Genomic DNA, 26,171 nt, shown 5'->3' with positions numbered 1-26,171 from the left:
TACCCTGCTTTTGGTGAGATATTGCTCGTGAAGCGCTCAACGAAAGTCGCCGCTCCTCTCGTCGCCGCTGCGGCCATGGCGATGCTCTCCGGCTGCCATCACCAGGAGATGCAGCGCTGCGTCGACGAGAACAACAAGGTAGTCGACCAGTCTTTTTGCCAACAGACAGGCCAGGTGCAGCGGCCCGACGGTCATGGCGGATTCATCTTTATTCCGATGCCGTACCACTACTATTACGGTGGATACGGCGGTTACGGGCTTGGCAGCGTCGTCGGCGGAGGCAGCTTTACACCTGTTCCGGGACGGTCGTACTCGACGACTGCACGCGGTGGTTTTGGCAGTTCGTTCTCGGGCAGCGAAGGTGGCGGGGGAGCAGGAGAATAATGCGTCGCATTGCGATCGATCCAAGAGAGAACTGGCAGCAGAAGGTCGAGTCCGTCGGCCTTGTCTATCACACGCCCGACGACGACAGCATGGACCGCCCGTATTGGGATGAGTCCAACGCGTACGAGTTCACGGCCGCAGAGATCGACACCCTTGAGGCTGCGGGCAACGAGATGCAGACCATGTGCCTGGCTGCGGCACAGCACATCATCGACAACAAGCGCTACGAAGACCTCGGCATCCCATGGTCCGCGATTCCTGCGATCGAGTGGGCCTGGGAGAACGAGCCGCCGGCGATCTATGGCCGCTTCGACTTTAGTTGGATAGGCGCGGAGAGCGGTGAGGCTCCGAAACTGCTTGAGTACAACGCCGATACACCGACTTCGCTGCTCGAAGCAGCCGTCGTCCAGTGGAACTGGCTGGAAGAGATGCCGGAGTCGCTGGTTTCGGCGAATCGCGATCAGTTCAGCTCGATCCACGAGAAGCTGATCGCGAAGTGGAAGGACCTCGACAACTATCTCTCGAAGCCGGTGTACTTCGCGGCGCTCGACTATCCCGAAGACCAGTTGACCACGGTCTATCTGCGCGATACGGCAGAGCAGGCGGGCATCCCGACGCTACAGATGTTCATGTCGGAGATTGGATGGAACGACGAGTTACAGGCGTTCCTTGACCCCAATGAAGACCAGATGTTCTCGATCTTCAAGCTATATCCGTGGGAGACGATGTTGGCCGAGGAGTTTGGCCCACACGCTCTGGACACCTACCAGGCCGTCCGCTGGATCGAGCCTATCTGGAAGATGCTGCTCTCGAACAAGGGCATCCTGCCGATCCTTTGGGAGCTGTATCCCAACCATCCGAACCTGCTCGAGGCCTACTTCGACGCGCCCAATGGCATGCCTAGCTACGTGCGCAAGCCGTTGCTGTCGCGCGAGGGCGCGAATATCACGCTTGTCCGGCCGGACGCGCAGCCGATCGTGACCGATGGCCCGTATGCGGGCGGCAGAACGATCTGCCAGGCGCTTGCGCCCGACGCAGTCTTCGAGGAGACGAACGGCAATCTGCGCTACCCGGTGCTCGGCCTTTGGATGGTCGACCAGGAGTGCTGCGGGCTGGGCATCCGCGAATCCGCAGGGCCGATTACGGACAATCTCAGCAGCTTCGTGCCGCACTTTTTCGTCTGATGGTCGCGGATCGCAGAGAATAAGATGGAAGCAGCGGAGGTGCCTGTACGCCATGATGAACCTCGACCTGTCTAGCCTGGCTCCCCCAGTCCTTATCCGCCCCGCCGTGCCTCTCACCGATGAAGAACTGATTCACTTCTCCGAAGTCAACAAACCCTACCGATTTGAGCGGAACAAGTATGGAGAGATCGTGATGATGACTCCCATTGGCGGAATCGGCGGAACGAACGAGATGCGGGTCTCAGGGGCACTCGCAAGTTGGACTGACGAGACTGGCACCGGCGTCTCCTTCAGTCCGAATACTGGCTTCAACCTTCCCGATGGCTCCTGTCTCTCGCCCGATGCGGCATGGGTGTCACTGGCGCGCTGGAACGCCCTTACGCCCGAAGAGCAGGCGAGTTTTCCGCCGCTGTGCCCGGAGTTCTTGATCGAAGTGCGTTCGCGCAGCGACTCCCGACGCATAGTCGAAGAGAAGATGCAGCTCTGGATGGATAACGGGGCGCAGCTTGCGTGGCTAGTCGATCCGATCGATGCGAACGTGACCATCTACGTTCCGGGCGAAGCTGTGCGTAAGCTGGAGCGCCCGGAGCTGGTCGAAGCGGGCGAGCCGGTGGCGGGCTTTGTGCTCCGCGCGGAGCGCCTCTGGCCAGCGCTAAAGTAGTCCATAGGGTAACGATGGCAAAGCCTATGATTGGCGAGATCGAACTCGAGCGGGAAGACGATGGTCGTTGGATCGCGGAGATTCCATCTCTGCCTGGCGCGCTGGTATACGGCAAAACGCTGGACGAAGCACGGTCGAAGGTGGAAGCCCTCTCGCTTCGTGTGATCGAAGCCCTGTAATACTCTGACTTGCCTCCTCATCGTAAGATGGTGGAGACATGAAGATCGTTCTCGCCGAAAAAGTCTCGCCCGCCACCCTAGCCGTCTTCCAACAAGAACCCGGCTGGCAGATCGTAACCCCCGACCAGATCAAGAATGGCCTCGCAGCTGAACTTGCCGATGCGGATGCGCTTGTCGTTCGTTCGGCGGTGCAGGCCGATGCCGCACTTCTCTCGCATGCTCCCAAGCTTCGCGTGATTGGCCGCGCCGGAGTCGGCGTGGACAACATCGATACCGATGCCGCGACAAGGCAGGGCATCGTGGTGATGAACACGCCGGGAGCGAACGCGGTTGCCGTCGCCGAACTCACCCTGGGCCTGATGATCGCGATGGGACGCAGCATCCCGCGTGCCAACAGCACCATGCACAGCGGCAAGTGGGACAAAAAGTCGCTGCAGGGTTCGGAGCTACGCGGCAAGACGCTCGGCATCGTTGGGCTTGGTCGCATCGGGCTCGAAGTGGCCCGCCGCGCAAACGCCTTTGGCATGGACGTGATCGGCTACGATCCCTTCATTGCGCCGGTGATCGCGCGTGAGAACGACGTGACCCTCGTCGGCATCGACGACATCTTCCGTGGCTCGGACTACCTCACGCTGCACGTTGGCCTGACCACGCAGACCGAAGGCCTGATCAACGCGCACTCGATCGCGATCATGAAGAAGGGCGTGCGCATCATCAACTGTGCTCGCGGCGAACTCATCGTCGATGAGGCGTTGGTCGAAGGCTTGAAGTCCGGCCAGATTGGCGGCGCTGCGCTCGATGTCTTCCGTCAGGAGCCGCTCAAGGACTCGCCCTACTTCAACCTCGACAATGTTCTGCTCAGCCCGCACATCGCCGGCTCGACTGACGAGGCGCAGGAGGCCATCGGCATTCAGCTTGCATGCCAGGTGCGCGACTACCTCAAGCTCGGCGTGGTCCAGAACGCCGTCAATCTCCCGTCTCTCTCGCATGAGGAGTACGCCGAGCTTGCGCCGTACATCGAGATGGCGGAGCGCCTCGGCCACTTCCTCTCGCACGCAACTCCCGGTAATCTCGAAAACATCCAGATCACCTATTCCGGCCGGATCGCGCAGGGCAAGACGGAGCTGGTCCGGAACGCCGCAATTGCCGGTATCTTTGCGCACTCCGACCCAAGCGGCGACCCGGTCAACCGCATCAACGCTGCGGCCATTGCCGCAGACCGTGGCATCCGCATTCAGGAAGACAAGAAGGAGTTCGTTACCGGCGGATCGGGCTCGGTGCTGAAGCTGGTGCTGCACTCGTCGGATGGCGACGTGAGCGCTTCCGCCACCGTGCTGCACGGAACTTCGCCACGGCTTCTGGCTTACGACGGCATCGACATCGAAGCGCCGCTCAATGGCACGCTGGTTGCTATTCGTAACCACGACGTTCCCGGCGTGATTGGCCGCATCGGAACGATCCTCGGCGAACACTCGCTAAACATCGCAAACTTCGCTCTCGGCCGCTCCGTCCGCTCGCAGCGTGTGCCGCAGGGGCAGGCGCTGGCGGTCGTGCAGATCGACGTTCCCAGCGCTAGCGAGGCGTCTGCCGCTGTCGAAGCGCTGCGCAAGGTAGAGGCCATCGCAAGCGTGCGGCTGGTTGAACTCGGCAAGCTGTAAACAGTTCATTGGATCTGCATCGATGATGCCCGTCAGCTTTTGACGGGCATCATCGCGTCTGAAAGCTCGTCTGAGGCCGGTGCGGTAAGAGCTGTGTTAGCTTCCTCACATGGCAATCCCTGACCTACACGCAATGCTCGCTGTCGCCCTTGAACAGGCCCGCCTCGGCGCATCCGAAGGCGGAGTTCCCGTTGGCGGCGCTGTCTTTCATGTCGACGGAACCCTGCTTGGCGCTGGCCGCAACCGGCTGGTGCAGGAGGGCAACGGCTCGCTCCACGGCGAGACCGACGCCTTCCGCGCCGCTGGCCGCCGTCCCCACTGGCACGACACCATCCTCGTCACCACGCTTGCGCCGTGCTGGTACTGCTCCGGGCTGATCTACCAGTTCCGATTCCGGCAGATCATCGTGGGCGACTCCGTCAACGCTCAGGGGGGAACGAAATGGCTGCGCGAGCAGGGAATCGACATCCTCGATCTTCACTCTCAAGAGTGCATCGACCTGATCGCCGACTTCCAGCAGCGCCGCCCCGATCTCTGGAACGAGTGCATCGGACAGGTCTGACCCGACAAGAGGCGCTAAACTGGATACAGCACCTCGCAACAAGGGATATGACGCACAATGCCTCTTTACGAGTACGAATGCACCGCCTGCCATAAGCGCACCGAGAAGATCCAGAAGTTCTCCGACCCCGAGATCACCGACTGCCCCAAGTGCGGCGGCCGTCTGGAGCGTGTCCTCTCCGCACCCGCGGTCACCTTCAAGGGCGGAGGCTGGTACGCGGACGGCTACGGCAGCACCAAGCCCGCGGCCGGTGGTTCGAGCGAAGGCGGCAACCAGGGTGGGGACTCGGCGAAGTCCGAGAGCAAGCCGTCGGGTGATAGCACGGTCGCATCCACCCCGGCTCCCGCTGCTGCTCCTGCCGCGTCGGCGGCCTCTGCGCCCGCAACCAAGCCTTAGGCTGCATCGACATATTCCGATGCCGTCCTTCTGAAGGGAAGGGGAAGAATGACGGCCTACGTCGATGATTGGGATCTTCCGATTCCTCTGCTCGTTTTATGTCGGTACACCTTAGTCGTTGCTCGGCGTTTTTTGACCTTTGGCGCAGTCCTAACATCGGCTATGCTCTAAGCAACTCCCGTATCGAAGAGTCGTTCGCATCGCCATGCTTCTTGCCGTGGCCGGGAACAGCTTTACCCAGCTTCAGATTCCTTACGCCGAGGGACACTAGCCGATGGAGCAGGGCATCTCCGCAACTGTCGATCCCATAGCCGCCGAGCCCGCCGCCAGCGGCCTGCGCTCCGGCGTCCTTTCGCCCCTAGAGACGCTCGCGCAGTCCATCTCCACCATCGCCCCTACCGCCTCGCCGACGATGACTGTGCCGCTGGTCTTCGTCCTCGCGGGCAACGGAACCTGGCTCGCCTATCTCTTCGCCACCAGCGCCATTCTGCTGATGGCCTTCGTCGTCAGCAAGTTCGCTCGATACTCTTCGTGCTCCGGATCGCTCTATACCTATGCGACCTCGTGCTTTCCGCCCATCGTCAGTGACATCGCTGGCTGGGCGATGCTGCTGGCCTACGCGGCTACGGGAATGTCTGTGGTGGGCGGCTTCATCAACTACGCAAATGTCTTCGCGCTGGAGTTCCTGCACCGCCCTGCGCCTCCGGTGTTGATGGCGATTCTCTGTGTCGGCGGAGCAACGTTCACTGCCTACCGCGATGTTCAGGTCTCTGCGCGATTGATGCTCTGGATCGAGGCTGCCGCGGTCATCATGATCGGCATCGTCCTGGCGCTGCTGCTGTGGCGCAACGGACTGCACGTCGATCCCGGCCAGCTTCATCTCACCGGGGTCACCGCCTCTGGCGTGCGGCTTGGCGTCGTCCTAGCTCTCTTCAGCTTCGTGGGCTTTGAGAGCGCGACCAGCCTGGGCACCGAGGCGGTAAATCCGCTGCGGACGATCCCTCGCGCGGTGATTCAGAGCGCGGTGTTCGCCGGCCTTTTCTTCATTCTTTGCGCCTACCTTGAGACGCTGGGCATGCACGCGCTCCATCAGAACCTCGGCGAAGCGACCGCGCCCATGCGCTCACTGGCGCAACTTGCAGGTGTCAGCGCGCTTGGAGTCTTCATCGACCTAGGAGCTCTGGTCAGCATGTTTGCCTGCACGCTGGCGTGCCTGACGGCGGCGGCGCGCGTGATGCTGCGCATGGGGCAGAATGGGATCGTGCATCGCTCGTTCGGAGTCGCACACAGTAAGAACGCAACCCCGCATCTCGCCGTGCTTTCGATTGGGGTAGCGATGCTGCTGCCGGTGGCGTATCTCGCCGGGCGGGGCTTCGACAGCCGTGACATCTACGGCTGGATGGGATCGCTCTCCGTGTACGGGTTCATCACGGCGTACAGTCTGGCCGCAGTCGCTCTGCCTATTTATCTGAAGCGTATTGGGCAGCTCTCCGCGGGCACTCTGCTGCTGTCGATTGCTGCGACGCTGGCGATGGTCCTGGCGCTCGCCGGCACGCTCTACCCCGTGCCTGACCGCCCCTATAACTGGCTGCCTTATCTGTATCTCGTCTACCTGGCGTGTGGCACGGTCTGGTATCTGATGAGCGCGAGACGACGCACCGTGACGGCCTGAGGCTATGGCTCGCCGATGTCCTCGTTCCAGATCTCCGGGTGTTCCTGGATGAATCCTTCCATCAGAGCGCGGCACTCGGCGGAGTCGAGGTCGATGACCTTCACGCCGAGAGTCTTCAGCCACTCCACTCCACCGGCGAAGGTGCGGCTTTCGCCGACGATCACGGTTCCAATGCCGAACTGCACGATCAGCCCGCTGCAGTACCAGCACGGCGCAAGCGTGGTGACCATGGTGGCATCGCGATAACTCTTCTGGCGGCCAGCGCGGCGAAAGGCGTCCGTCTCGCCGTGGATGGATGGATCGTTCTCCTGCACGCGGCGATTTCGGCCCGAGGCAAGCAGCTTCCCTTCGCCATCGAAGAGCGCCGCTCCCACCGGGACGCCGCCTTCGCCGCGCCCGGTCTGCGCTTCTCCAAGGGCCACCCGCAGCATCTCGCGGTAATGCTGTAGCTTTGTTTCGTCCCAGAGCGAATCGTTCATGCTCTCAGCATAGCGTGGCCCGGGCTAGTTTTTTGGTGAGGCTGGAACCTTCTTGCCTGCGCGTCGAGCCTCTGAAAGGCCGATGGCGATTGCCTGTTTCGGATTCGTTACCGTCTGGCCGCTCCCGCTCTTCAGCTTCCCTTCGTGCATGGCCTTCATCTCGCGCTCGACGCTCTTGCTCGCGGCGGGGCTGTACTTCCGGGTCGCGGCCTTCTTTGCCCGGGCCTTCTTCGCGGAACTTTTCTTCGTCGCCATCTGGGTGAACCTCCGATGCAACTGAGAATCTATCCACTTGATTCAAGTTGCATCGGAGGTGGAATCGATCAGACGGTGACGACGATCTTCCCGATCTGCGCGTTGGACTCCATGTACTTGTGCGCTTCGACGATCTCGGACAACGGGAAGGTCTTATCGACCTTCGGCTTGAAGTCGCCTGCTTCGATGTGGTCGAAGGTGTAGCGCTTGCTGGCAGCGAAGACCTCCGGATCGGAGACGACTTCAAACAAGGTGTAGCCCTGGATCGAGAGCCCTTTTGAGAGGGCGGCGAAGAGAGGGTATGGCGTCGGCTCGGCGGCCAGCGCGCCGTATTCGAAGATGGTTCCGCGATGCGCTGTGGCCTTGGCGAGAGCTTCGATACCCTTGCCGGCGACTGGGTCGAAGACGAGGCGAGCTCCCTTGCCTCCTGTGATTTCGAGCACGCGCGCCGCCAGGTCTTCCTCGTCCGTGACGATGACATGGTCGGCCCCGAGCGCGAGCAGCTCCGCCTTCTTGGCTGCCGTCCGCGTCGTAGCGATGGAGATCGCTCCCTCTGCCTTGGCGATCTCGATGGCGGCGATGCCCACGGAGCTGCTGGCCGCAGTGATGACCATGAAGTCGCCCTTGCTCAGCTTGCCGTAGTGGATCAGTGCGCCGTACGCGGTGAGGTACTGCATCCAGATGCTGGTGCCTTCTTCGTAGGAGAGCTTTGCGGGATACTCGGCCAGCGCGTGCGCGGGGACGATGGCTACTTCGCCATAGACGCCGTAGCGATCGGCAGGGAAGGCAGGGACCGTGCTGGCGGTCTTGCCGAGCCATGCTGGATCGACGCCCTCTCCGACTGCTTCCACTGTTCCGGATGCCTCGTAACCGAGTTTGGACGGAAGAACCGGTTGCGCCAGATAGCGGCCCATGCGGAACATCACTTCAGCGCGGTTCAGGCCAATCGCCTTTACGCGTAGGCGAACCTCGCCCGGTCCGGGCTCGGGTAGCGGCATCTCGTCGATCTGCAGTACATCGGCTGCTCCGGTCTGATGGAAGCGAACGATCTTCACGGTAGCGGGTGTCTCCTGCGGCATTGCGATCTCCCTTGATTCGTTGTGCTGAGTTGCTCGTCTTTGGATGAATCTCAAGTCTGAAAGTCTCAGCAAAGCTACGCCGCTTCGGAGTCCTTTGCCGGGACGGCCTCGGCCTCGGCGTCCCCGCCGTAGATGACCTGCCCGTACTCCAGCAGCGTCACCATGCCCACCCCGCCACAGATGTTTCCCGCCACAGCAGGGAAGAACCATGCAGGGTAAGCAGTCCATGGAGCCTGGTGAACCAATATCGCTACGAGCACCTCCCCGCTGGTCGCGATGCAGTGTGCAAAGCCGCCGAGGCCGACGACGAACGTCAGCATCCAGATAATCATCACCGAGCCCGTGATCGAGTGCGATCCCGATACCAGCCACGCCGTCAGCGCGATGATCCACCCGCCCATGACGCCGCTCCAGAAGATGGTGGAAGAAGGATTGTGCGCCGCTTCCAACCCCAGCGCAGCGAGCGACTGCACGAACTCCGGCTTCAACGCGTGCGTCAGCGAGACCAGGCAGGCGAAGGCGAACGCTCCGAGGACGTTCGACGGAAGCACCGCCGCCCATAGACGCATCGTGTTCCAGAAGTGCCGCTTCTCCGACAGAACGAGTGCCACGGGGTAGAGAGTGTTCTCCGTGAAGAGCTGCGAGCGCCCAATGATGACGACGATGAAGCCGATCGGGTAGAACATCTTTGCGATGAACTCAACCGTCCCCGAGGGGTGGGTGCCAGGCGGCGTCAGCATCGCCAGTGCGATGGCCGTGCCGAGCGCCGAGAGGCCCATGAAGATGCCACCGGCAAGCCCCGAGATGATGAGCGATACGGTGGATCGGCCAAGCTCCTGCCGGGCATTATTGGCTACCTGCTCGTAGATCTCTTCGGCGCTGGGGCGCTCCAGGTGCTTCTGGGAGTCTTGTGCCGGAGGCGGCGCGGCAGCTTGCTGGCGTCTAAGTCGAAAGGGCATCACGTTCCTTGCTGAGTAGTGGCTCCACTGACTCTGATGCCAACTCGCGGTCTTGAACGCGGCAGGTTGATAGAATCAAGCTGATTATGTCGACCGCCACCGCACTTTCCCCTGAGATTCTCGCCAAGTATCAGCCCGTCATCGGGCTCGAAGTCCACGTCCAGCTCCTTACCGAGTCCAAGGCCTTCTGCGGCTGCGTGAACAAGTACGGCGGCGACCCCAACACCCACGTCTGTCCCACCTGCCTCGGCCTGCCCGGAGCTCTGCCCGTGCTGAACCGCAAGGCGGTCGAGTTCGCCGTGCTCGCAGCGAAGGCCATCAACTGCGAGATCCGCGAGACCAGCGTCTTCTCGCGCAAAAACTACTTCTATCCGGACTCGCCCAAGGGCTACCAGATCTCGCAGTTCGACAAGCCCATCGCCGAAAACGGATGGATCGACGTCCCGGACGCGGCCGGCGCGCCCAAGCGCATCGGCGTCACCCGCCTGCACATGGAAGAGGACGCGGGCAAGAGCATCCACGACGGCTTCGCGGACTCCATCTCGAAGACTTACATCGACCTCAACCGCTGCGGCACGCCGCTGGTCGAGATCGTCTCCGAGCCCGACCTCCGCACCGCCGACGAGGTCTTCGAGTACCTCACCAAGCTCAAGGAGATCCTGCTTTACACCGGCGTCAGCGACTGCAACATGGAAGAAGGCTCCTTACGGTGCGACGCCAACGTGAGCGTCATGCTCAAGGGCGCGAAAGAGTTCGGCACCAAGGCCGAAGTAAAGAATGTCAACAGCTTCCGCTACATCCGCTCCGCAGTCGAGTACGAGATCGAGCGCCAGATCGGCGTGATCGAAGACGGCGGCCGCGTCGTGCAGGAGTCGCGCCTCTGGAACAACGCCGAGGGCCGGACGTACTCCATGCGCAGCAAGGAAGCCGCGCACGACTACCGCTACTTCCCTGAGCCCGACCTTCCGCCGCTGGTCGTTGGAGCCGCATGGCAGGCTGAGATTCTGAAGTCCATGCCCGAGCTTCCCGAAGCCCGCCGCGCCCGCATGATCGCCGAGTACGAGATCAGCGCCCAGGACGCCGCCACCTTCACCGCCACGGGGGCCTTCGCCGACCAGTTCGAAGCCGCCGCCAAGAAGGCGAAGAGCCCGCGCCGCGTCGCCGCCCTTCTGACCAGCGAGATCACCATGCGCCTCCGCTTGGCTGGCCTTGAGCTCGAACAGTCGCCGGTCTCACTCGACGGCATCGTGATGGCCGCGGACCTGGCCGAATCAGGCGAACTCTCAAGCAAGATGCTCAAGCAGCTCTTCGACACCAGCTTCGCCGAGAGCAAGGACTTCCCCGAGATCTACGAGCGCGACAAGCCGAAGCAGATCTCCGACACCGGCGCGATTGAAGCCATGATCGACGAAGTCATCGCCGCCAACCCCAAGCAGGTGGAACAGTATCGCGGCGGCAAGAAGACCGTGGCCGCTTTCTTCGTCGGGAATGTGATGCGGCTGTCGAAAGGGCAGGCGAACCCGGCGCTGCTGAATGAGTTAGTGGTGAAGAAGTTGGATGCGCTGGGCTAGGTCATTCGCCCGCTACCGTGCAACGAACATCACCAAAGAATCTCGACCTCGTATCTCCGGAGTTGAGCATCAACCGAGACTAGCGGCATCTTCTCAACCAAGGATTGAGAGATCAGCATACGGTCGAAAGGGTCACGATGGAGCATCGGTAGCCCTTGCAGGTGCTGAAGGTGCTTCGGCAGAATCGGAAGGATGTTGGTACCGGTCTCAGCGGTACGGTTCAACAGGTAATCGACCGTGTCGCCCGGGACACGCATCTTTCCCGCTGCGATCTTGATGGTCGCCTCCCAAAGCGAGGCGATGCTGATGAAGAGGTCGTTGGATGGATCGGCAATGTGTTGCCGAGCAACCGGAGACAGCCGAGGATCGTCGCCGACGCTCCAGAGGAAGGTATGCGTGTCCAGCAGGAGCTTCACGCTTCTGGATGCTCTGGAACGATCTCCGGGAAGATGACGGAGTTTTCGAAGAGGTCCGCGATCTCATTGTTTGTCTCTTCCGAGTCCCAGTCGTCGGCAAGCCATATCTCGCCCTTGCCGCTCCCGAGCAGACGTTGCGAGCGCTTCACAGAGGCCTCCGGAACGACGAGCGCTAGACGAACCGGCGGCTGGTCCGGCGCGGCGATCTCGACCTCTTCGCCACGATAGGCGGCCGACATGAGGTCGGCAAGGTGTTCTTCCGCGTATTTGAGGCTCACCTGCATGGTTCGAGAGTAGATGCGGGCGATTTGCACGTCAAGATGCCGGAAGAATGCCGCTACATGGTTTCACGCTATGTGTCATTCAAGGTCGAAGTATCAGTGCATTCGCTCCGCTGCTCAGCGGATAGTTTTTTCCGTCCCACTTTAGTGTCCCGGTAAGTTCTGGCGGAAGCGTCACCTTTGCGGTCGTTCCTGATGCACCCACCGTGTACTCCACGAGAATCAACCCATGCGGTGACGGATACGTCACGCTGAGATGCTTCAGCGACCCCAGCGCTGGAGAGATCACGACAGTCTTGAACTGCGGCGACGCGGGCATGATTCCAGCCACGGTCGTCAGCAGATCGATGTTCGGGTGGGCGCTCCACGCGTGCGAGTCGGAGCGAGTCGGCTCCGGCTGCTCGGCCCAGGTGCTCAGGCCGTTGGCCAGCATCGTCCGCCACGGCGCAAGCGTCTCGATGTAGCGGTCGGCCATTCCTGCATGAACCAACGCCTTCGCCAGGTAGAAGCGGAAGTAGTTCGAGGCAGGCGAGAACTCCTTGGGCAAAGGCTTCTGTCCGGCTGCCAGTTTGAAACCGCTATCGGTCGCCGAGAAGATGCGCGTGACTACATCTCCCTGCTGGGCCGCAGGAACGACATCGAGCCACACCGCGAGCGCATTCGCCTGCTGGCTGAAGTGCTTCAGCTCGGTCGTGTCCGCGATCAATCCTTCGTCCTTCGACCAGAACTTTGCCAGTATCGTGGCGCGAACGTGCTCGGCCTCCGCCACATCTTCGCGTGCCAGGGCGGCATCGCCGAGCGCAGCCTCCATCTCCGCAGCGTTGCGTAGCGCCTCTAGATAGAACAGCGCACCCGACGCGCTTACGCCATCGAGCATCGGCGAATCGCCGCCAGGGAAGCCCGTCGCCCAGTCCACAAACGGCCACCAGTCGCGCAGCGCGGGCAGGCCGTCAGCGTCGCGCCGCTCGCGGAAGTAGCTCAGTTCGCCGCGAATGCCGGGAAGCTGCGCGGCGACGAACTTCGGGTCGTCGCGGAAGTACCAGAAGTCGTGCACCATGCCGATCCACAGCAGAGAGAAGTTCTGGATGACCTGCAGATGCCGCGAGGGATAGCGGCTCTGTCCGATGCCTTCGGGTAGCAGCGATGCGTGGAAGGCCTCGATGGCCTGACGCGCGAGGCGGTCGTCGCCCGCGTTGGTGTAGGAGATCAGTGTCTGGATGCGGGTGTCGCCGACGTACTGCAGCCGCTCCCAGTAGGGCGTGTCCATGTAGGCGTCGTGCGCGCAGAGCCGTGCCGTGCGCCAGCCTACGTTCCATATGTCGGTGAGTCCGGGATCGTCGCTTGCGAACTTCGCGCGATGCTCGAAGGGAAATGCCGTGAACATCAGCGACAGCGAATCGAGCCGCAGCGGCTGCGCACCAGTCGTCACGTCGATCTGCATATATCGCCATGTGCGCCAGTCGAGCGGCGTAAACGCGCGGGCCTCGGCCCCGTCGGGCATAAATTCATCCATCATCCCGACGATGTGTTTGCCCGCGATCTCGTTGCGATTGCCCTTGTTGCCTGCGTCATCCATCAGCGCTTCGGCGTAGGTGACCTGCACCTTCGCTCCCTTGCCGCCGGAGACAGTAAGCGTGGGAAACGCAGTGGTCAGCGTCTCGCGATCGAGCAGCAACGTTACGTGGCTGTTGGCTGAGATCTCGACCGGTCCTGCCGGAAAGCTAGGTGCACCAGATATTCCCGTGCTTCGGACGACCTTACCTGCCGGAGCAGGTGAGACTTCCATCGCCGGAAGCGTATCCGGCACAAGCAGCCACGAGTTGCTCTCGGAATGAACCCCACGGGTCACCGCGCCGCCCACTGAGACCGCCGGCTGCCAGCTCGGGCTGTTATCTTCCGGGCGGCTCCATCCCCAGTCGAGAGACGCCGCATCAAGCTGTTCTCCCGGAGAGGCCACGTAGTAGTTGTCGCCCAATCCTGGAGTCTTCGTCGGGAAGTTAAAGCCCGTGTCTACCTTCGCCATCCAGGAGGAGTTCGTCGCGATGGCCTTTTCCGCAGCCGTATCGGGATCGAGCACGAAGCCCAGCCGCGAGCTTATCTGGCGAATCGGAGCCAGATCGCCGAGGTTCCACACCGTCGCCGCGATCAGGTTCTTGCCCGCGTGCAGCGCAGGGGCAAGGTCGTAGGTCTCGTACCGCCAGTGCTGCACGTCGCCTACGGACGGCCCAAAGCCGATGCGCTCGCCGTTGACCATCAGCAGGAACTGATTGTCGGCCGAGACGTGTACCACGAAATGCGCCGGTACGGCCGCAAGCGTCAGCTCTTTGCGCATGCGCAGCACGACCGGGTCATGCCCAGGAGCGCCCGCCGCCGTGATCCACTGTGCGGTGAAGTTGTGCGGCGCGATCGCAGCCCCCTGTCCGGCAGCCACGCCGGCTACGGCTCCAATGCTAAGAACACTCCATATAGCAAACAATTTCATATAAGGCATCGAACTAGCTGCGAGCGGCAATGTCAAGCCTCGCCCGCTGATAAAATTAAAGCTGGCATGGTCCTTCCTTTTGTCCGCGATCTGCTTGCGGACCTCGAACACTCAGTCGCCTTCGAACGTGTCCAGCGCCATCTGAGCGCAGGCACCGGGCGAAGGCGTGTCTCCGGGCTGACGGCCACGGCCCGGGCGCTCTATCTGCCGTCTTTTGTGAGGGCGGCGAACGCGCCCTGCGTCATCATCGTCGCGGACAATAAGGCAGCGGAGGCGCTGCACGCAGCCGTGCTCAGCGCCTGTGAGCTTACCGGTGCGCTACCGGCAGAAGCCGTCCTTCGCCTGCCCGCGCACGATGTGCTCCCGTTCGAGAATCTGTCGCCACACCCGGAGATCCAGGAGCATCGCGCCGCGACCCTCTGGAAGATCGCCAACGCGCCCAAGTCGCAGCCTGCGCGGCTTGTCATCGTCCCACTTGAAGCCGCCTGCATGAAGCTCTTCAAGCGCGAGTACTACAAGGCGCTCGCCCTGCACCTTCGCCGCGGCGAGGAGTACATCCCGGAGATGCTCGTCGAGCATCTCCTCTCCGTTGGTTACACAAAGGTAGATGTGGTCGAGATGCCTGGCCAGGTCACACTGCGCGGCGGAATCATCGACGTCTACGGCCCCGAGACTGACCGGCCCGTTCGCATCGACTTCTTTGGCGACGAGATTGAATCTCTGCGCAAGTTCGATCCCGATACGCAGCGCTCGCTTACGCAATCGAGCTCGCAGCTTGAAGATGTTCTTCTTCTGCCTCTCACCGAGACGCCAGTCACCGAGAAGCTGCTAACAGCGATCAACGCGCGCCTCACGCGCGCAGGCTCAGCGGGAGCCGCACTTGAGGGCGGGGAAGAGCCAAACGAGCTTCTAACGCACGTCAGCTCGCGGGCTGGGGAGGCAACCATCTTCCCCGGGTGGGAGTTCTTCGCTCCCGTCGCTGGAGCCACCTGCACGCTGCTTGATCTGCTTGCCTCTGGCGATGGCCCAAAGCCGCGCGTCTTCATCGAAGAGCCTTCGATGGTGAAGAACCAAGGCGAGCGATGGTGGAACAAGATCGAGCAGCGGCATGAGCGCTCCGGCATCGGCAACCTCGTGCGGCCTGAAGATATCTACCTTTCGCCCTGGCACCTCGACGACCGCATGCGCGCCTTCAGTGGCTGCGAGCTCGACCAGCTTGGCCTGGTCGATGTGCTTGACGGCGACCGCTCGGACCTCTCTGAGGTCGATTTCAGCACGCGGCCCACGCAGCGATTCCACGGCAGCATTCCCGCGCTGATCGATGCGCTGAACTCGTTGATGAAGCAGGATGCTCGCATCCTGCTTACGGCGCACAATCAAGGCGAAGTAGAACGTCTAGCTGGTCTGCTGCAGGAGTACAAGATCCCATATCGTCTTGGCTCGCGCAACGATGCGCCGGGTTCCTCGACGGTGTACTCGGAATCGAGCTACCTCGGAGGCGATCTGCGCACGCCGGTCATCGTGAAGACGACGATTGCAGCGGGAGTGCAGGTACTCGATCTCGACAAGGCGACTGCGCGGCAGATCGTCATCTTTGGAGCGCAGGACCTTGTTGATGATGCTGACGTCACGGCTCGCCCGGTTCGCCGGAGCAAGTCGAAGACCTCCGCCTTCATCTCGGACTTCCGCGACCTTACCGTTGGCGATTACGTCGTCCACGTGGAGCACGGCATCGCGCAGTACGCCGGACTGCGCGTGATTGAAGAGCCTGATGCTCCTCCGCTTGAGTTGATGATCCTAGAGTTCGCCGACGAGGCCAAGCTTTACGTACCGCTCACACGCCTCGACCTGATCCAGAAGTACCGCAGCACCGACACCGGCCCGGCACCGCAGTTGAACAAGCTGGGCACACAGGCTTGGCAGAAGACCAAAGCGCGCGTCAAAAAGGCGATGGCGGATATGACCGCCGAGCTGCTGATCCTCTACGCGCAGCGCAAGGCGGCACAGGGCACGCCCTTCTCACCCGACACCAACATGCAGCGCGAGTTTGAAGACGCCTTCGACTTCAACGAGACCGACGACCAACTCGCCGCCATCGCGGACATCAAGGCCGATATGGAGTCGACGCAGCCGATGGACCGCCTGCTCTGCGGCGACGTCGGCTATGGCAAGACGGAAGTCGCCATGCGGGCGGCCTTCAAGGCCGTGCAGGATTCGAAGCAGGTCGCTGTGCTCACACCGACGACCGTTCTTAGCTTCCAGCACTTTGAATCCTTCAAGAAGCGCTTCGCGAACTTCCCGGTCAACATCGAGATGATCTCGCGCTTCCGCACGGCCAAGGAGCAGAAGGAGATTCTCGAGAAGGTCGCTGCTGGCAAGGTCGACATCCTTATCGGGACGCACCGAATCTTCTCGAAGGACTTGAAGTTCCAGGATCTCGGCCTGCTCATTGTCGATGAAGAGCAGCGCTTTGGCGTGAAGCACAAGGAGAAGCTGAAGCAGTTGCGGGCCTCCATCGACGTGCTGGCCATGTCCGCAACGCCGATCCCACGCACGCTGCACATGTCGCTCATCGGCCTTCGCGACATGAGCGTCATTGAGACGCCGCCGAAGGACCGCATGGCGATTCAGACCATCGTCGCGAAGTTCGATGAGAAGCTCGTCCGCACGGCTATCGAGATGGAGATGGAGCGCGGCGGCCAGACCTACTTCGTCCACAATCGTGTCGAGACCATCTACGAATTGGCCGCGAAGATTCGCGAGCTCGTGCCGTCGGCGCGCGTCGTCATCGGCCATGGCCAGTTGCCCGAAGCGGAGCTTGAACGCGTCATGCTCGCCTTCATGAACCACGAGTACGACGTGTTGGTCGCGACTAGCATCATCGAGAACGGCCTCGACATTCCGCTGGCGAACACGATCATCATCAACCGCGCTGATCGCCACGGACTGAGCGAACTCTACCAGCTTCGCGGTCGCGTGGGTCGCTCGAATCGCCGCGCCTACAGCTATCTCCTGATCCCGCCCGAGAAGGAGCTTACGGAGATCTCGCGCCGCCGCCTTGCTGCGTTGAAGGAGTTCTCGGACCTCGGTGCCGGCTTCAAGATCGCGGCGCTCGATCTCGAACTCCGGGGAGCGGGCAACATGCTAGGCGGTGAACAATCCGGCCACATCGAAGCCATAGGCTTCGAGATGTACACGACGATGCTCGAAGAGGCCGTCCGCAAGATGAAGGGCGAGGCCGAAAAGCCCGCGCACGAAGGCGTCAGCATCAACCTCGGCATCTCAGTACGTATCGACTCCGGTTACATACCCGAAGAGAACCAGCGGCTGCGCATGTACAAGCGCATCGCGGGAGCGGAAGACTTTGCCGCGCTCGCCGATGTCCGCGCCGAGCTGCAGGACCGCTACGGCACTCCTCCCGATGCTGTGCTCAATCTCCTCGCTGCTGCGGAGATTCGTCTCCACTGTGAGCAGCTCGGCATCGCCCAGCTCGATCGCAAGCGGACGCAGATTGAGATTGGTCCGCCGAAGATTCAAGGCACAGGACGCAATCAGATCAAGGTCCCGCAGAAGGGCTTCGTCGAGATGCTGAACATCAAGTTCGCGGAGAAGCTGGCAGGCGGCGCTCCCGCGACGGCGCCAGGTGTGGCCCCCGCGAAGGATCGCATGGTCGAGCCCGGAGTCTTGATGCGTCTCATCAGCCGCAATGCGAAGCGTGGCGCGCAGTTCACGCCCCAGGGAGTGCTGCGTTGGCCGCTAACTTCAGCGAAGGCTGAAGATGTTCTGGCGGAGACGCGGGCGCTGCTCGATTCGCTGGACAGTACGCGTTCCGCTGCCTGAGTCCAGGCTTGGCTTATAAGGACACTTCAGGCCAACCCAGGAGCAAGGGGACATACTGTGCCTCGATCGCTGCCGAATGCAGAAATCCCTGGATCACGTCGCATCCCATGAACGTCGCCGTGTCTCTTTGTTCCTGGGTCTCCACGCCTTCTGCGACCACCTTCATACCAAGAGCATGAGCCATGGAGACGATGGCCTCTACAATCGCGCCCGCGTCACGTTGCACGCCAAGGCGATTGATGAAGTAGCGGTCGATCTTGAGAACCGAGATGGGCAGGCGGTGCAGGTGCTGCAGCGAGGAGTATCCCGTACCGAAGTCGTCGACTGCGAAGACAATGCCGGCCCGGGCGAGCTCCTGCATCGGCTCCTGGGCTTCGGTGAAGTTCAATACGGCGCGTTCGGTGATCTCGAACTCAATGCATGCGGGATCTGCGCCGCAACCCCTGATCCTTTCCAGCGCGGCCTTTGCGAACCCGGCGCTCTTCAACTGCAGCGGAGAGACGTTTACCGCGATGGGAATTGTGCCGCCAAGCTGGTCTTTCCACATCTTTAACTGGCACGCCGCCTCTTCAATGACCCACATACCCAGCTCTTCGATCATGCCTGTCTCTTCGGCGACAGGGATGAAGAGGTCTGGAGGAATGAAGCCACCTTCTTTCCTGGGCAAACGCAGCAGGGCTTCAAACTTGCACACCGTTCCCGCTGGCGAGTACTGCGGCTGATAGTGCAGGCGAAAGCTGCCTGCCTTCAGAGCATTCTGCATGTAGGCGGCAAGCTCCGTCCGCTCCTTGGAGGCAAGCGAGAACATGGCGATGCGATGGCCTCCGCTTGCGCGGGCCTGGTGCATCGCCGTATCCGCTGCGTGCTGCAGGCGCTCCAGCTCGCGGGCATCATCGGGATAGACCGCGATCCCGACACTGGCTGTCAGGATGACCGATTCATCACCCACCTTCACTGGTTCCGCAAAGATCTTGAGCAGCGCTTCCGCCACACGGTAGATATCGAAGTGGTCGTCGAGCTCGGCAAGCACGATCGTGAACCCATGGACTCCAGTGCGGGCGACCGTGTCCATCCCTCGGACCCTGCGATGGAGCCAATACGCCACTCGCTCCAGGCAGGTATCGCAGGCAGCATCTCCGTACCGCTCAGCCACTTCGTCAAAGTGGTCGATGTCCATAGAAACAACCGCCACTCTGCGACGCCTGCGGTCGGCATGGGCCAGGGCCTCTGCCGCGCGATGCTCGAGCAGGCTACGGTCGGTCAGTCCCATGGTCCAGCTGTCTCTTGTATGGGGCAGCGTACGGGCGGGCTCGGGCGGTATCGGTGAGGGAGAAGCAACGACAAGGCGCGACACGCGACCGTTGTAGATGAGGGCGTTCGAGTGAACGCGGACGGGAAAGCTTGTGCCGTCCGCGTGGCGATGCACCTCAGTCCGGCCCGAATGGCCATTCTTCGCGACTTCGGGGAATGCGCTCTTCCTGGCAGTTTTGGCAGCGAGTAATCGCTGCGGCGTCAGCGCCAGGAACTCCTCGCGGGTATAGCCATACTGCCGCAGCGCTCCTTCGCTTACCTCAACGACGCGCAGCGTCTGGCGGTCGTAGATCCACATAGGCATCTGGTTCCCGCGCAGCAGGGAGCTTTCCGTCCTAATGTCGCTGCCACGCTGCACTACAGAAGCCGCCATTCTTCTTAGCCCCGGCAAAACAAGATCCTGCTACTGCGGTGCCGCACGTTCCCTATCTGTCTGATCCTATCGTCCGTCGAGCGCAGCGCAGAATCGACGCAATTCTCTTCCCCACCATAATCCCATAGACTTCCCTATGAGGACATGCATTCCATGGTGCGACTTTCTATCCTACTGCTTGGAGCTTCCATGCTTCTTCCTGCACTTCAGAGCAACTCCCAGAGAATCTCTGCTGATGGAGCTCCTCAAACGTTCCAGTTTCTTGCCGACCAGTACTTCACCGACGTCCTGTTCCACTTCTCGCCCACGGCGGGAACTTCCGCCGGCCTGCATCAATATGATGCCCAGCTTGAAGACTACTCCGCCGCAAGCCTCGCGCGACAGGTTGCCGCCCTCAAAAGTTACGAGGCGAAGATCGCCGCCATCGATCCGGCCGCGCTTGACCTTCCCGTCGCGGCAGACCGGGAGATCCTGCTCAACAGCATCCACTCCTCTCTGCTCGAGCTTGAAGTGATCCGCCCGCTGGAGAAGAATCCCGACACCTATTCTTCAAGTCTCGCTAACTCCGCTTTTGTCATTATGAGCCGCAACTACGCCCCTCCCAACACCCGGCTGAAGGCCCTGGTCGCGCGCGAGCAGCGCATGCCCGAGGCTCTGGTGGAGGCCCGCAAGAACCTCAAGAACCCTCCCCGCATCTTCACCGAGATCGCGCTTGAACAGATCGACGGAATCATCTCCTTCTTCTCTGATGACGTGCCGGCAGCGTTCACGGATGCCACGGACGCTGCCACGAAAGTTGCATTCGCGAAGTCCAACATGGCCGTCATCGACGCGCTCAAGAGCTACTCGGCGTGGATGAAGTCTGACCTGCTCGCCCGCTCCAATGGCGACTACAAGCTCGGTGCGGAGACCTACGCCAAGAAGCTCAGCTACGACGAGATGGTCGACATCCCGCTTGACCGCCTGCTTGAGGTGGGATACGCCGACTTGCATCGCAACCAGGCGGAGTTCGCCCGCATCGCCAAAGAGGTCGATCCCTCGAAGACGCCGCAGCAGGTGCTCGCTGAACTTGCAACGATTCATCCTGCCCCGGACAAGCTGCTGGGTTCCTTCCAGGACACCTTTACCTCTCTGATCACGTTCATTCGCGCGAACCACATCATCACCATCCCCAGCGAGGTTGAGCCCACGCTCGAAGAGACGCCTCCGTTCATGCGGGCCACGACCCAGGCCTCGATGGACTCGCCAGGCCCGTTTGAGACGCACTCGAAGAAGGCCTACTTCAACGTGACGCTGCCGGAGAAGGACTGGACCCCGGAGCATGTCGCGGAGCACATGGCCGCGTTCAACGTCGGCACCATCGTCAGCACCAGCGTGCACGAGGCCTATCCCGGCCACTACGTCCAGTTCCTCTGGCAGGACCGTTTCCCTTCGAAGATCCGCAAACTGATCGGTGCCAACACGAACATCGAAGGCTGGGCGCACTACTGCGAGCAGATGATGCTGGACCAGGGATACGCCGCTCCTCCAGCGAATGCGACGCCGGAGCAAGTGCGTGAGGCAAAGCTCATTCGCCTTGGGCAACTGCAGGACGCTCTGCTGCGTGATGCCCGCTTTATCGTCGCCATCAAGCTGCACACTGGACAGGGAGAAACCGGCAATACGCCGTGGAGCATCGACCAGGCGGTCGACTTCTTCGTGAAGGAAGGCTATCAGTCTCGGTCGGTCGGCCTAATGGAGACCAAGCGCGGCACCTCGGATGCGACGTATCTCTACTACACGCTAGGCAAGCTCGAGATCATGAAGCTTCGCGAGGACCTGAAGAAGAAACAGGGAGCGGCCTTCAACCTGCAACAGTTTCACGACAACCTGATGCTGCAGGGACTTGCCCCCATAAAGGTCATCCGCAAGGCGATGCTGCAGGATGATTCGCCGGTTCTGTAAATCGCGCGTCGACGCTTCGTGGAAGTGATACTTTTTATCTAGCTGCTTCTGAAGATGGAGGTCGGGCCATGGCGACTACTGCACAGGTTCCCGTTGAAGTGTACTTGATGTCCGACTATGAGCCGGACGCCGAGTATGTTGATGGGCACATTGAGGAGCGACCGATGGGCCAGTACGACCATGCCTCCTGGCAACAGGCGATCCAGCACTGGTTCCTTAATCATTCGCGCGAGTGGAACGTCCGCGTCCGTCCTGAGCTTCGCGTGCAGACGACCCGCTTCAACTTCCGCGTCCCTGACGTTGTCGTCTTCGATCGCGATAACCCGATCGAACAGATCCTTACTATCCCTCCGATCGCGGTCTTCGAGGTCTTGTCTCCCGAGGACCGGATGTCACGCATGATGGTGAAGTTGAAGGAGTACGAACAGATGGGCATCCGGACCATCATGGTTATCGATCCCGCATTGCAGACGATCTCTCAGTTTCTTAAGGGAGATCTCGCCGAGATCGGTGAAGGGGTGCAGGAGCTTCCCGGCAGCCGCTGCACTATCGATTGGGCAAGAGTAAGGGAACTGATTGACTAGGGTTTTCCTGTCTGCGTCCTGCTCGCTTTTCTCCCACAAAGGTTTCATACCCGCGTCATCACCCCTTTTGTTAGCATGACTTAGGTAACGCCTACTCCCCCTTCGCATCGACAAAGGAATTTGCATCTCATGACCATGAAGATTCGCAAAGCTGTGTTTCCTGCCGCCGGTATGGGCACCCGTTTCTTGCCTGCAACCAAGGCCACGCCGAAGGAGATGCTCTGCCTGGTCGACAAGCCGCTGATCCAATACGGCGTAGAAGAGGCTGTGGCCGCGGGCTGCACCGAGATCATCATCGTCACCGGCCGCGGCAAGACGACCATGGAAGACCACTTCGACAAGTCGGCGGAGCTCGAAGCCTCGCTCGCCGCGAAGAATAAGACCGCCCTGCTCGAGGTCGCACGCTCGGTCTCGAAGCTCGCCAAGATCGTCTATGTCCGCCAGCCCGAAGCCCTCGGCCTCGGCCACGCTGTCCTGATGGCGAAGGAAGTGGTCGGTAACGAGCCCTTCTGCGTGCTTCTGCCCGATGACATCGTCGATGCGACCATCCCTTGCATGAAGCAGATGGTCGAGGCCTTCAACGAGACCCAGTCGACGATCCTCGGCTCCGAAGTCGTCGAAGGCGCGGCCATCTCCGCTTACGGCTGCCTCGCAGTCAAGCCGGTCGCCTCCAATCCACGCCTGCTCGAAGTCACCGATATGGTCGAGAAGCCCAAGGCTGAAGAGGCACCTTCGCAGAACGCCATCATCGGCCGCTACATCCTGACGCCGCGCATCTTCGAGATGATCGAAGGCATCACCCCCGGCGCAGGCGGTGAGCTCCAGCTGACAGACGCCATCAAGGCCTTGATGCAGTACGAGAAGGTCTACGGTTACAGCTACGAAGGCAAGCGCCACGACGCCGGCGACAAACTCGGCTTCCTGAAAGCAACAGTAGAGTTCGGCCTGAAGCATCCGCAGCTCGGCGATGGCTTCCGCGACTTTCTCAAAAATTTTCCGCTGTAGGGAGCCTCCATCTTGTTTGGATGCGGAATGAGAATCCCCATCCTGCCATATCACATCAAACGAGTGACATGGCAAACACGACCCCAAACCTTCTCGACCCCATTCAGCTAGGCGACCTTCACCTGCCCAACCGCGTCATTATGGCGCCTCTGACGCGTCTTCGCGGCACCGTCGACCACGTCGCAACACCGATCATCGCGGAGTACTATGCGCAGCGCGCATCGGCCGGCCTCATCATATCTGAGGGCACGCCCGTCGATCCGCTCGGCGTCGGCTACGCTCAGGTGCCTGGTATCTGGTCGAAAGAGCAGACCGAGGCGTGGAAGCCCATCACCAAGGCTGTCCACAACGCCGGTGGCCGCATCTTCGCGCAGATCTGGCACGTAGGCCGCATCTCCGATCCCGTCTTCCTCAGCGGCCAGACGCCGGTCGCTCCCTCGGCCATCGCCGCGGCCGGACACGTCTCACACCTGCGTCCGGAGCGCCCTTTCGTCACGCCGCGTGCGCTCACGCTCGAAGAGGTGAAGGGCGTCGTTGAAGCCTTCCGTCGCGGAGCGCAAAACGCCCAGGACGCCGGTTTCGACGGCGTTGAGATTCATGGCGCAAACGGCTATCTTCTCGACCAGTTCCTGCAGGACGGCACCAACCACCGCACTGACGAGTACGGCGGCCCTATCGAGAATCGGGCCCGCCTGCACCTCGAAGTCACCGATGCCGCCATCTCCGTCTTCGGCCCGGGCCGCGTCGGCATGCACCTCGCCCCGCGCAGTGGCGTCCACGGCATCTCGGACTCGAACCTGCCCGCGACCTTCGGCTACCTGGCGACGGAACTTGGCAAGAAGAAGATCGCCTTCATCGCTGCCCGCGAGGCTGTCGCCCCGGACTCGCTCGGACCTACGCTGAAGCAGCAGTTTGGTGGCGTCTACGTGGCCAACGAGGCACTCGATCAGAAGACTGGCCAGCAGCTACTCGACGAGGGCAAGGCCGATGCCGTCGCATACGGCAAGCTCTTCATCGCCAACCCTGATCTTCCGATCCGGTTCGCAAAGGGTGCGCCTCTGAACGTGCCGGACGTAAAGACCTTCTACTCCCATGGTCCGGAAGGCTACATCGACTATCCCTCGCTGCAGCCCGAAACGGTCGGAGCGTAGCTAGCGTCCTTCGCGCAGCCGCGCGGCAAGCCGTTCCGGCAATCCGGCCATCAAGATGCGCCCCTGCGACGACGTAAGGTCGTAGGGGACGCGATGGTAGGTCACCTCGGACGCCTCAAAGTCATAGATCGCAAAGGCCGCGCGCCAGTCGAAGTCGCGCGGCTGCCCGACCGATCCGGGATTGATCAGGTGGCGCGAGCCAGAGGACAGCTTGACCGTCCATGACTCGGCGTCCTTGCGCGATCGGTACGCAGGCCGGATCTCTTTCCACTCCGATCCGCTGCTTGAAAATCCACCCTGCACATGCGTGTGTCCAAAGAAGGTCACATCGCTGACCATCTGCTGAAGCGGCGCCCATGCGTCGCGCATGCTCAGAATGTACTGGTCTTCGTTGAGCGGCGAGCCGTGGACACAGCTCACGTCGAGATCGATCTCGTCCACAGCTTCGCCAGCGATCGAGGCGACAATGCCCGAGTCGATCACACTGTAGTGAGGCCTGTAGTGAGGAAGGATCGGTCCCTGCGGCAGGGCCTTAAGCCACTCCAGGTTCACTGGGGTAAGCTCGCTCTGGGTCCACATGGCAGCCGCGCGTGCGACTGGGTTGAAGCCCACCGCCGAGGCCAGACCGCAACAGACGCGGTCGTGGTTCCCGCGCACGACCAGGCTCGACAGCGGACGCACCTTATCGATAACCTGATTCGGACTGCCTCCATATCCCACCACATCGCCCAGATTCCAGAGCTGGTCGGTCACTCCCGCTGCGTCGAGGACGGCGGTCAGGGCTTCGAGATTTCCATGGATATCGGAGAGGACGAGTGCGCGCATAGACAAGCTCGTGCCGGGGAGAGCACGAAGTCTCTAGCTTATAGGGATTTCCCTCGCGGGGAAAGCGAGCGACCTACTGAAACAAGGACAGCAAGAATGGTCAAGCCCCAAAAGATCGGGTGCCCCATCCATCGCAGCTTCATCGCGATGGGTGGGAACGTAAGAGACCACCTAGCGCACCGCCAGCCCACCACCATCGGTTTCGAGTCTAGATAGCGTGCTCTTCAAACTGCGCAAGCTCCGCACCCGAGCGCAGGCAGAGGCGATCAAACTCGCAGCGCACCTTGTTCAGCCCATAGACGCAGAGCTCGAAGTTCTCCGCGAGGCGCTCGAACAGCTCCGCTTCTGCCGCATACTCGAAGACGTTGAACTGGCTCACGACGTAGTAGCTGCTCCGGCCAGCTTGAACGATCTCCTGGTAGAGCTCGCCCTCGTGACGGTCCTGCGAGCGAAAGATCTCCGGGTACATGCCCGCGTGAAAGAGCGAGTAGTCGCCAATGTGCTTCCGCATCGTGCGTTCGGCGATGAACGAAGGTGCCGTTCCGTAGACGGGATCGCTGGCCTCCAGCATCCTTGAGACTTCTTCGAGAGGAGTGCCCTGCTCATCGCGCATGCCATAGAGACGGTCCAGATCGGCGAAGTCGGAGAGGATGTCAGCGACGTAGGAGGTCAGTTCGGCGTCGCGCAGACCGGTATAGCGCGAGTAGCAATCGGCGACAACCTTGTGGAATAGCTGACGCAGGGACTGAGTTTCGCTGAACATAGGCACCTCTTCCCTTCGAGTTCGCCATCGCTGGATCGAGCGTCAGGAGTGGCCATTTCACTCGCCAGGATGCCTACCCATCATCGGCATTTCATCCAGAGTTCATCAGGCTCACCCCACCTCTGTGCTATGCGCGCTGAGTGCAACAAAGAAACGG

At 61.4% G+C, this 26,171-nt stretch carries 24 protein-coding genes; 14 read left to right on the top strand and 10 right to left on the bottom strand.

Translation table 11 applies throughout. The annotated features are described in order from the left end of the window. Positions 1 to 27 precede the first annotated feature (27 nt). From OHL18_RS02460 to OHL18_RS02425, 8 genes are all read left to right on the top strand, one after another. Entirely contained in the window at positions 28 to 384 is a 357-nt protein-coding gene (locus OHL18_RS02460) for a hypothetical protein (RefSeq protein ID WP_263373247.1), read from the top strand. Then, positions 384 to 1,568: a glutathionylspermidine synthase family protein gene (locus tag OHL18_RS02455; protein ID WP_263373246.1), complete on the top strand. Its 1,185-nt coding sequence runs from the start codon at positions 384 to 386 to the stop codon at positions 1,566 to 1,568. The genes OHL18_RS02460 and OHL18_RS02455 overlap by 1 nt, the downstream gene beginning before the upstream one ends. Positions 1,569 to 1,620: 52 nt before the next feature. Then, positions 1,621 to 2,229, top strand: coding sequence for a Uma2 family endonuclease (locus OHL18_RS02450; protein WP_263373245.1), 609 nt, complete (start codon positions 1,621 to 1,623; stop codon positions 2,227 to 2,229). Between the two features lie 14 nt (positions 2,230 to 2,243). After that, positions 2,244 to 2,408, top strand: a complete 165-nt coding sequence (locus tag OHL18_RS02445) for a type II toxin-antitoxin system HicB family antitoxin (protein ID WP_263373244.1) — start codon at positions 2,244 to 2,246, stop codon at positions 2,406 to 2,408. Positions 2,409 to 2,446: 38 nt separating this feature from the next. Next, positions 2,447 to 4,066: a phosphoglycerate dehydrogenase gene (serA, locus tag OHL18_RS02440; RefSeq protein WP_263373243.1), complete on the top strand. Its 1,620-nt coding sequence runs from the start codon at positions 2,447 to 2,449 to the stop codon at positions 4,064 to 4,066. A 109-nt stretch (positions 4,067 to 4,175) separates the two neighbouring features. Then, entirely contained in the window at positions 4,176 to 4,628 is a 453-nt protein-coding gene (locus tag OHL18_RS02435) for a nucleoside deaminase (protein ID WP_263373242.1), read from the top strand. Positions 4,629 to 4,685: 57 nt separating this feature from the next. Next, on the top strand, positions 4,686 to 5,024 hold the full coding sequence (locus OHL18_RS02430; RefSeq protein WP_263373241.1) for an FmdB family zinc ribbon protein: 339 nt from the start codon (positions 4,686 to 4,688) through the stop codon (positions 5,022 to 5,024). Between the two features lie 274 nt (positions 5,025 to 5,298). Beyond that, a complete protein-coding gene (locus OHL18_RS02425) occupies positions 5,299 to 6,696 on the top strand; it encodes an APC family permease (RefSeq protein ID WP_263373240.1) in 1,398 nt (465 codons plus the stop codon). A 2-nt stretch (positions 6,697 to 6,698) separates the two neighbouring features. Here the strand turns inward: OHL18_RS02425 and OHL18_RS02420 are convergent, their stop codons facing one another. The 4 genes from OHL18_RS02420 to OHL18_RS02405 form a co-directional block, all read right to left on the bottom strand. Further along, positions 6,699 to 7,175 carry a nucleoside deaminase gene (locus OHL18_RS02420; protein ID WP_263373239.1) on the bottom strand — a complete coding sequence of 159 codons (477 nt, stop codon included), beginning with the start codon at positions 7,173 to 7,175 and terminating at the stop codon, positions 6,699 to 6,701. 24 nt (positions 7,176 to 7,199) lie between these two features. Beyond that, the gene (locus OHL18_RS02415; RefSeq protein WP_263373238.1) at positions 7,200 to 7,430 is read right to left on the bottom strand and encodes a DUF6496 domain-containing protein; all 231 of its coding nucleotides are present in this window, start codon (positions 7,428 to 7,430) and stop codon (positions 7,200 to 7,202) included. Positions 7,431 to 7,498: 68 nt separating this feature from the next. Then, complete coding sequence (locus tag OHL18_RS02410) at positions 7,499 to 8,509, bottom strand: zinc-dependent alcohol dehydrogenase family protein (protein ID WP_263373237.1); 1,011 nt, start codon at positions 8,507 to 8,509, stop codon at positions 7,499 to 7,501. 74 nt (positions 8,510 to 8,583) lie between these two features. Beyond that, positions 8,584 to 9,468 carry a formate/nitrite transporter family protein gene (locus OHL18_RS02405; protein WP_263373236.1) on the bottom strand — a complete coding sequence of 295 codons (885 nt, stop codon included), beginning with the start codon at positions 9,466 to 9,468 and terminating at the stop codon, positions 8,584 to 8,586. An 86-nt stretch (positions 9,469 to 9,554) separates the two neighbouring features. On the opposite strand from OHL18_RS02405, the gene gatB reads away from it, so the two are divergent. Continuing rightward, the gene (gene gatB, locus OHL18_RS02400; RefSeq protein WP_263373235.1) at positions 9,555 to 11,039 is read left to right on the top strand and encodes an Asp-tRNA(Asn)/Glu-tRNA(Gln) amidotransferase subunit GatB; all 1,485 of its coding nucleotides are present in this window, start codon (positions 9,555 to 9,557) and stop codon (positions 11,037 to 11,039) included. A 29-nt stretch (positions 11,040 to 11,068) separates the two neighbouring features. Here the strand turns inward: gatB and OHL18_RS02395 are convergent, their stop codons facing one another. The 3 genes from OHL18_RS02395 to OHL18_RS02385 all read right to left on the bottom strand — a co-directional run bounded on the left by OHL18_RS02395 (position 11,069) and on the right by OHL18_RS02385 (position 14,218). Next, positions 11,069 to 11,455, bottom strand: coding sequence for a type II toxin-antitoxin system VapC family toxin (locus OHL18_RS02395; protein WP_263373234.1), 387 nt, complete (start codon positions 11,453 to 11,455; stop codon positions 11,069 to 11,071). Then, positions 11,452 to 11,739: a type II toxin-antitoxin system Phd/YefM family antitoxin gene (locus OHL18_RS02390; RefSeq protein WP_263374572.1), complete on the bottom strand. Its 288-nt coding sequence runs from the start codon at positions 11,737 to 11,739 to the stop codon at positions 11,452 to 11,454. The genes OHL18_RS02395 and OHL18_RS02390 overlap by 4 nt, the downstream gene beginning before the upstream one ends. A 79-nt stretch (positions 11,740 to 11,818) precedes the next feature. Beyond that, on the bottom strand, positions 11,819 to 14,218 hold the full coding sequence (locus tag OHL18_RS02385) for an alpha-L-rhamnosidase-related protein (protein WP_263373233.1): 2,400 nt from the start codon (positions 14,216 to 14,218) through the stop codon (positions 11,819 to 11,821). Positions 14,219 to 14,284: 66 nt separating this feature from the next. On the opposite strand from OHL18_RS02385, the gene mfd reads away from it, so the two are divergent. Beyond that, positions 14,285 to 18,058 carry a transcription-repair coupling factor gene (gene mfd, locus OHL18_RS02380; RefSeq protein WP_263373232.1) on the top strand — a complete coding sequence of 1,258 codons (3,774 nt, stop codon included), beginning with the start codon at positions 14,285 to 14,287 and terminating at the stop codon, positions 18,056 to 18,058. Between the two features lie 13 nt (positions 18,059 to 18,071). Here mfd and OHL18_RS02375 read toward each other — a convergent pair whose 3' ends face one another. After that, on the bottom strand, positions 18,072 to 19,742 hold the full coding sequence (locus OHL18_RS02375) for an EAL domain-containing protein (RefSeq protein ID WP_263373231.1): 1,671 nt from the start codon (positions 19,740 to 19,742) through the stop codon (positions 18,072 to 18,074). A 189-nt stretch (positions 19,743 to 19,931) separates the two neighbouring features. On the opposite strand from OHL18_RS02375, the gene OHL18_RS02370 reads away from it, so the two are divergent. From OHL18_RS02370 to OHL18_RS02355, 4 genes are all read left to right on the top strand, one after another. Next, the gene (locus OHL18_RS02370) at positions 19,932 to 21,686 is read left to right on the top strand and encodes a DUF885 domain-containing protein (protein ID WP_263373230.1); all 1,755 of its coding nucleotides are present in this window, start codon (positions 19,932 to 19,934) and stop codon (positions 21,684 to 21,686) included. Positions 21,687 to 21,754: 68 nt separating this feature from the next. Beyond that, a complete protein-coding gene (locus tag OHL18_RS02365) occupies positions 21,755 to 22,270 on the top strand; it encodes a Uma2 family endonuclease (protein ID WP_263373229.1) in 516 nt (171 codons plus the stop codon). 129 nt (positions 22,271 to 22,399) lie between these two features. Next, positions 22,400 to 23,275 (top strand): UTP--glucose-1-phosphate uridylyltransferase GalU, encoded by an 876-nt coding sequence (gene galU / locus OHL18_RS02360; protein ID WP_263373228.1) that lies wholly within the window; start codon positions 22,400 to 22,402, stop codon positions 23,273 to 23,275. A 68-nt stretch (positions 23,276 to 23,343) separates the two neighbouring features. Next, on the top strand, positions 23,344 to 24,426 hold the full coding sequence (locus tag OHL18_RS02355; protein ID WP_263373227.1) for an alkene reductase: 1,083 nt from the start codon (positions 23,344 to 23,346) through the stop codon (positions 24,424 to 24,426). Here OHL18_RS02355 and OHL18_RS02350 read toward each other — a convergent pair whose 3' ends face one another. Both OHL18_RS02350 and OHL18_RS02345 read right to left on the bottom strand, forming a co-directional pair. After that, positions 24,427 to 25,251 (bottom strand): metallophosphoesterase family protein, encoded by an 825-nt coding sequence (locus tag OHL18_RS02350; protein WP_263373226.1) that lies wholly within the window; start codon positions 25,249 to 25,251, stop codon positions 24,427 to 24,429. A 208-nt stretch (positions 25,252 to 25,459) separates the two neighbouring features. Continuing rightward, complete coding sequence (locus OHL18_RS02345; protein WP_263373225.1) at positions 25,460 to 26,014, bottom strand: hypothetical protein; 555 nt, start codon at positions 26,012 to 26,014, stop codon at positions 25,460 to 25,462. Positions 26,015 to 26,171: the final 157 nt, after the last annotated feature.

It is taken from the genome of Granulicella aggregans, assembly GCF_025685565.1.
Classification (GTDB): Bacteria; Acidobacteriota; Terriglobia; order Terriglobales; family Acidobacteriaceae; genus Edaphobacter; species Edaphobacter aggregans_B.
Note: the sequence above shows the minus strand (reverse complement) of the source record. Positions and strands in the feature narration are given on the sequence as shown.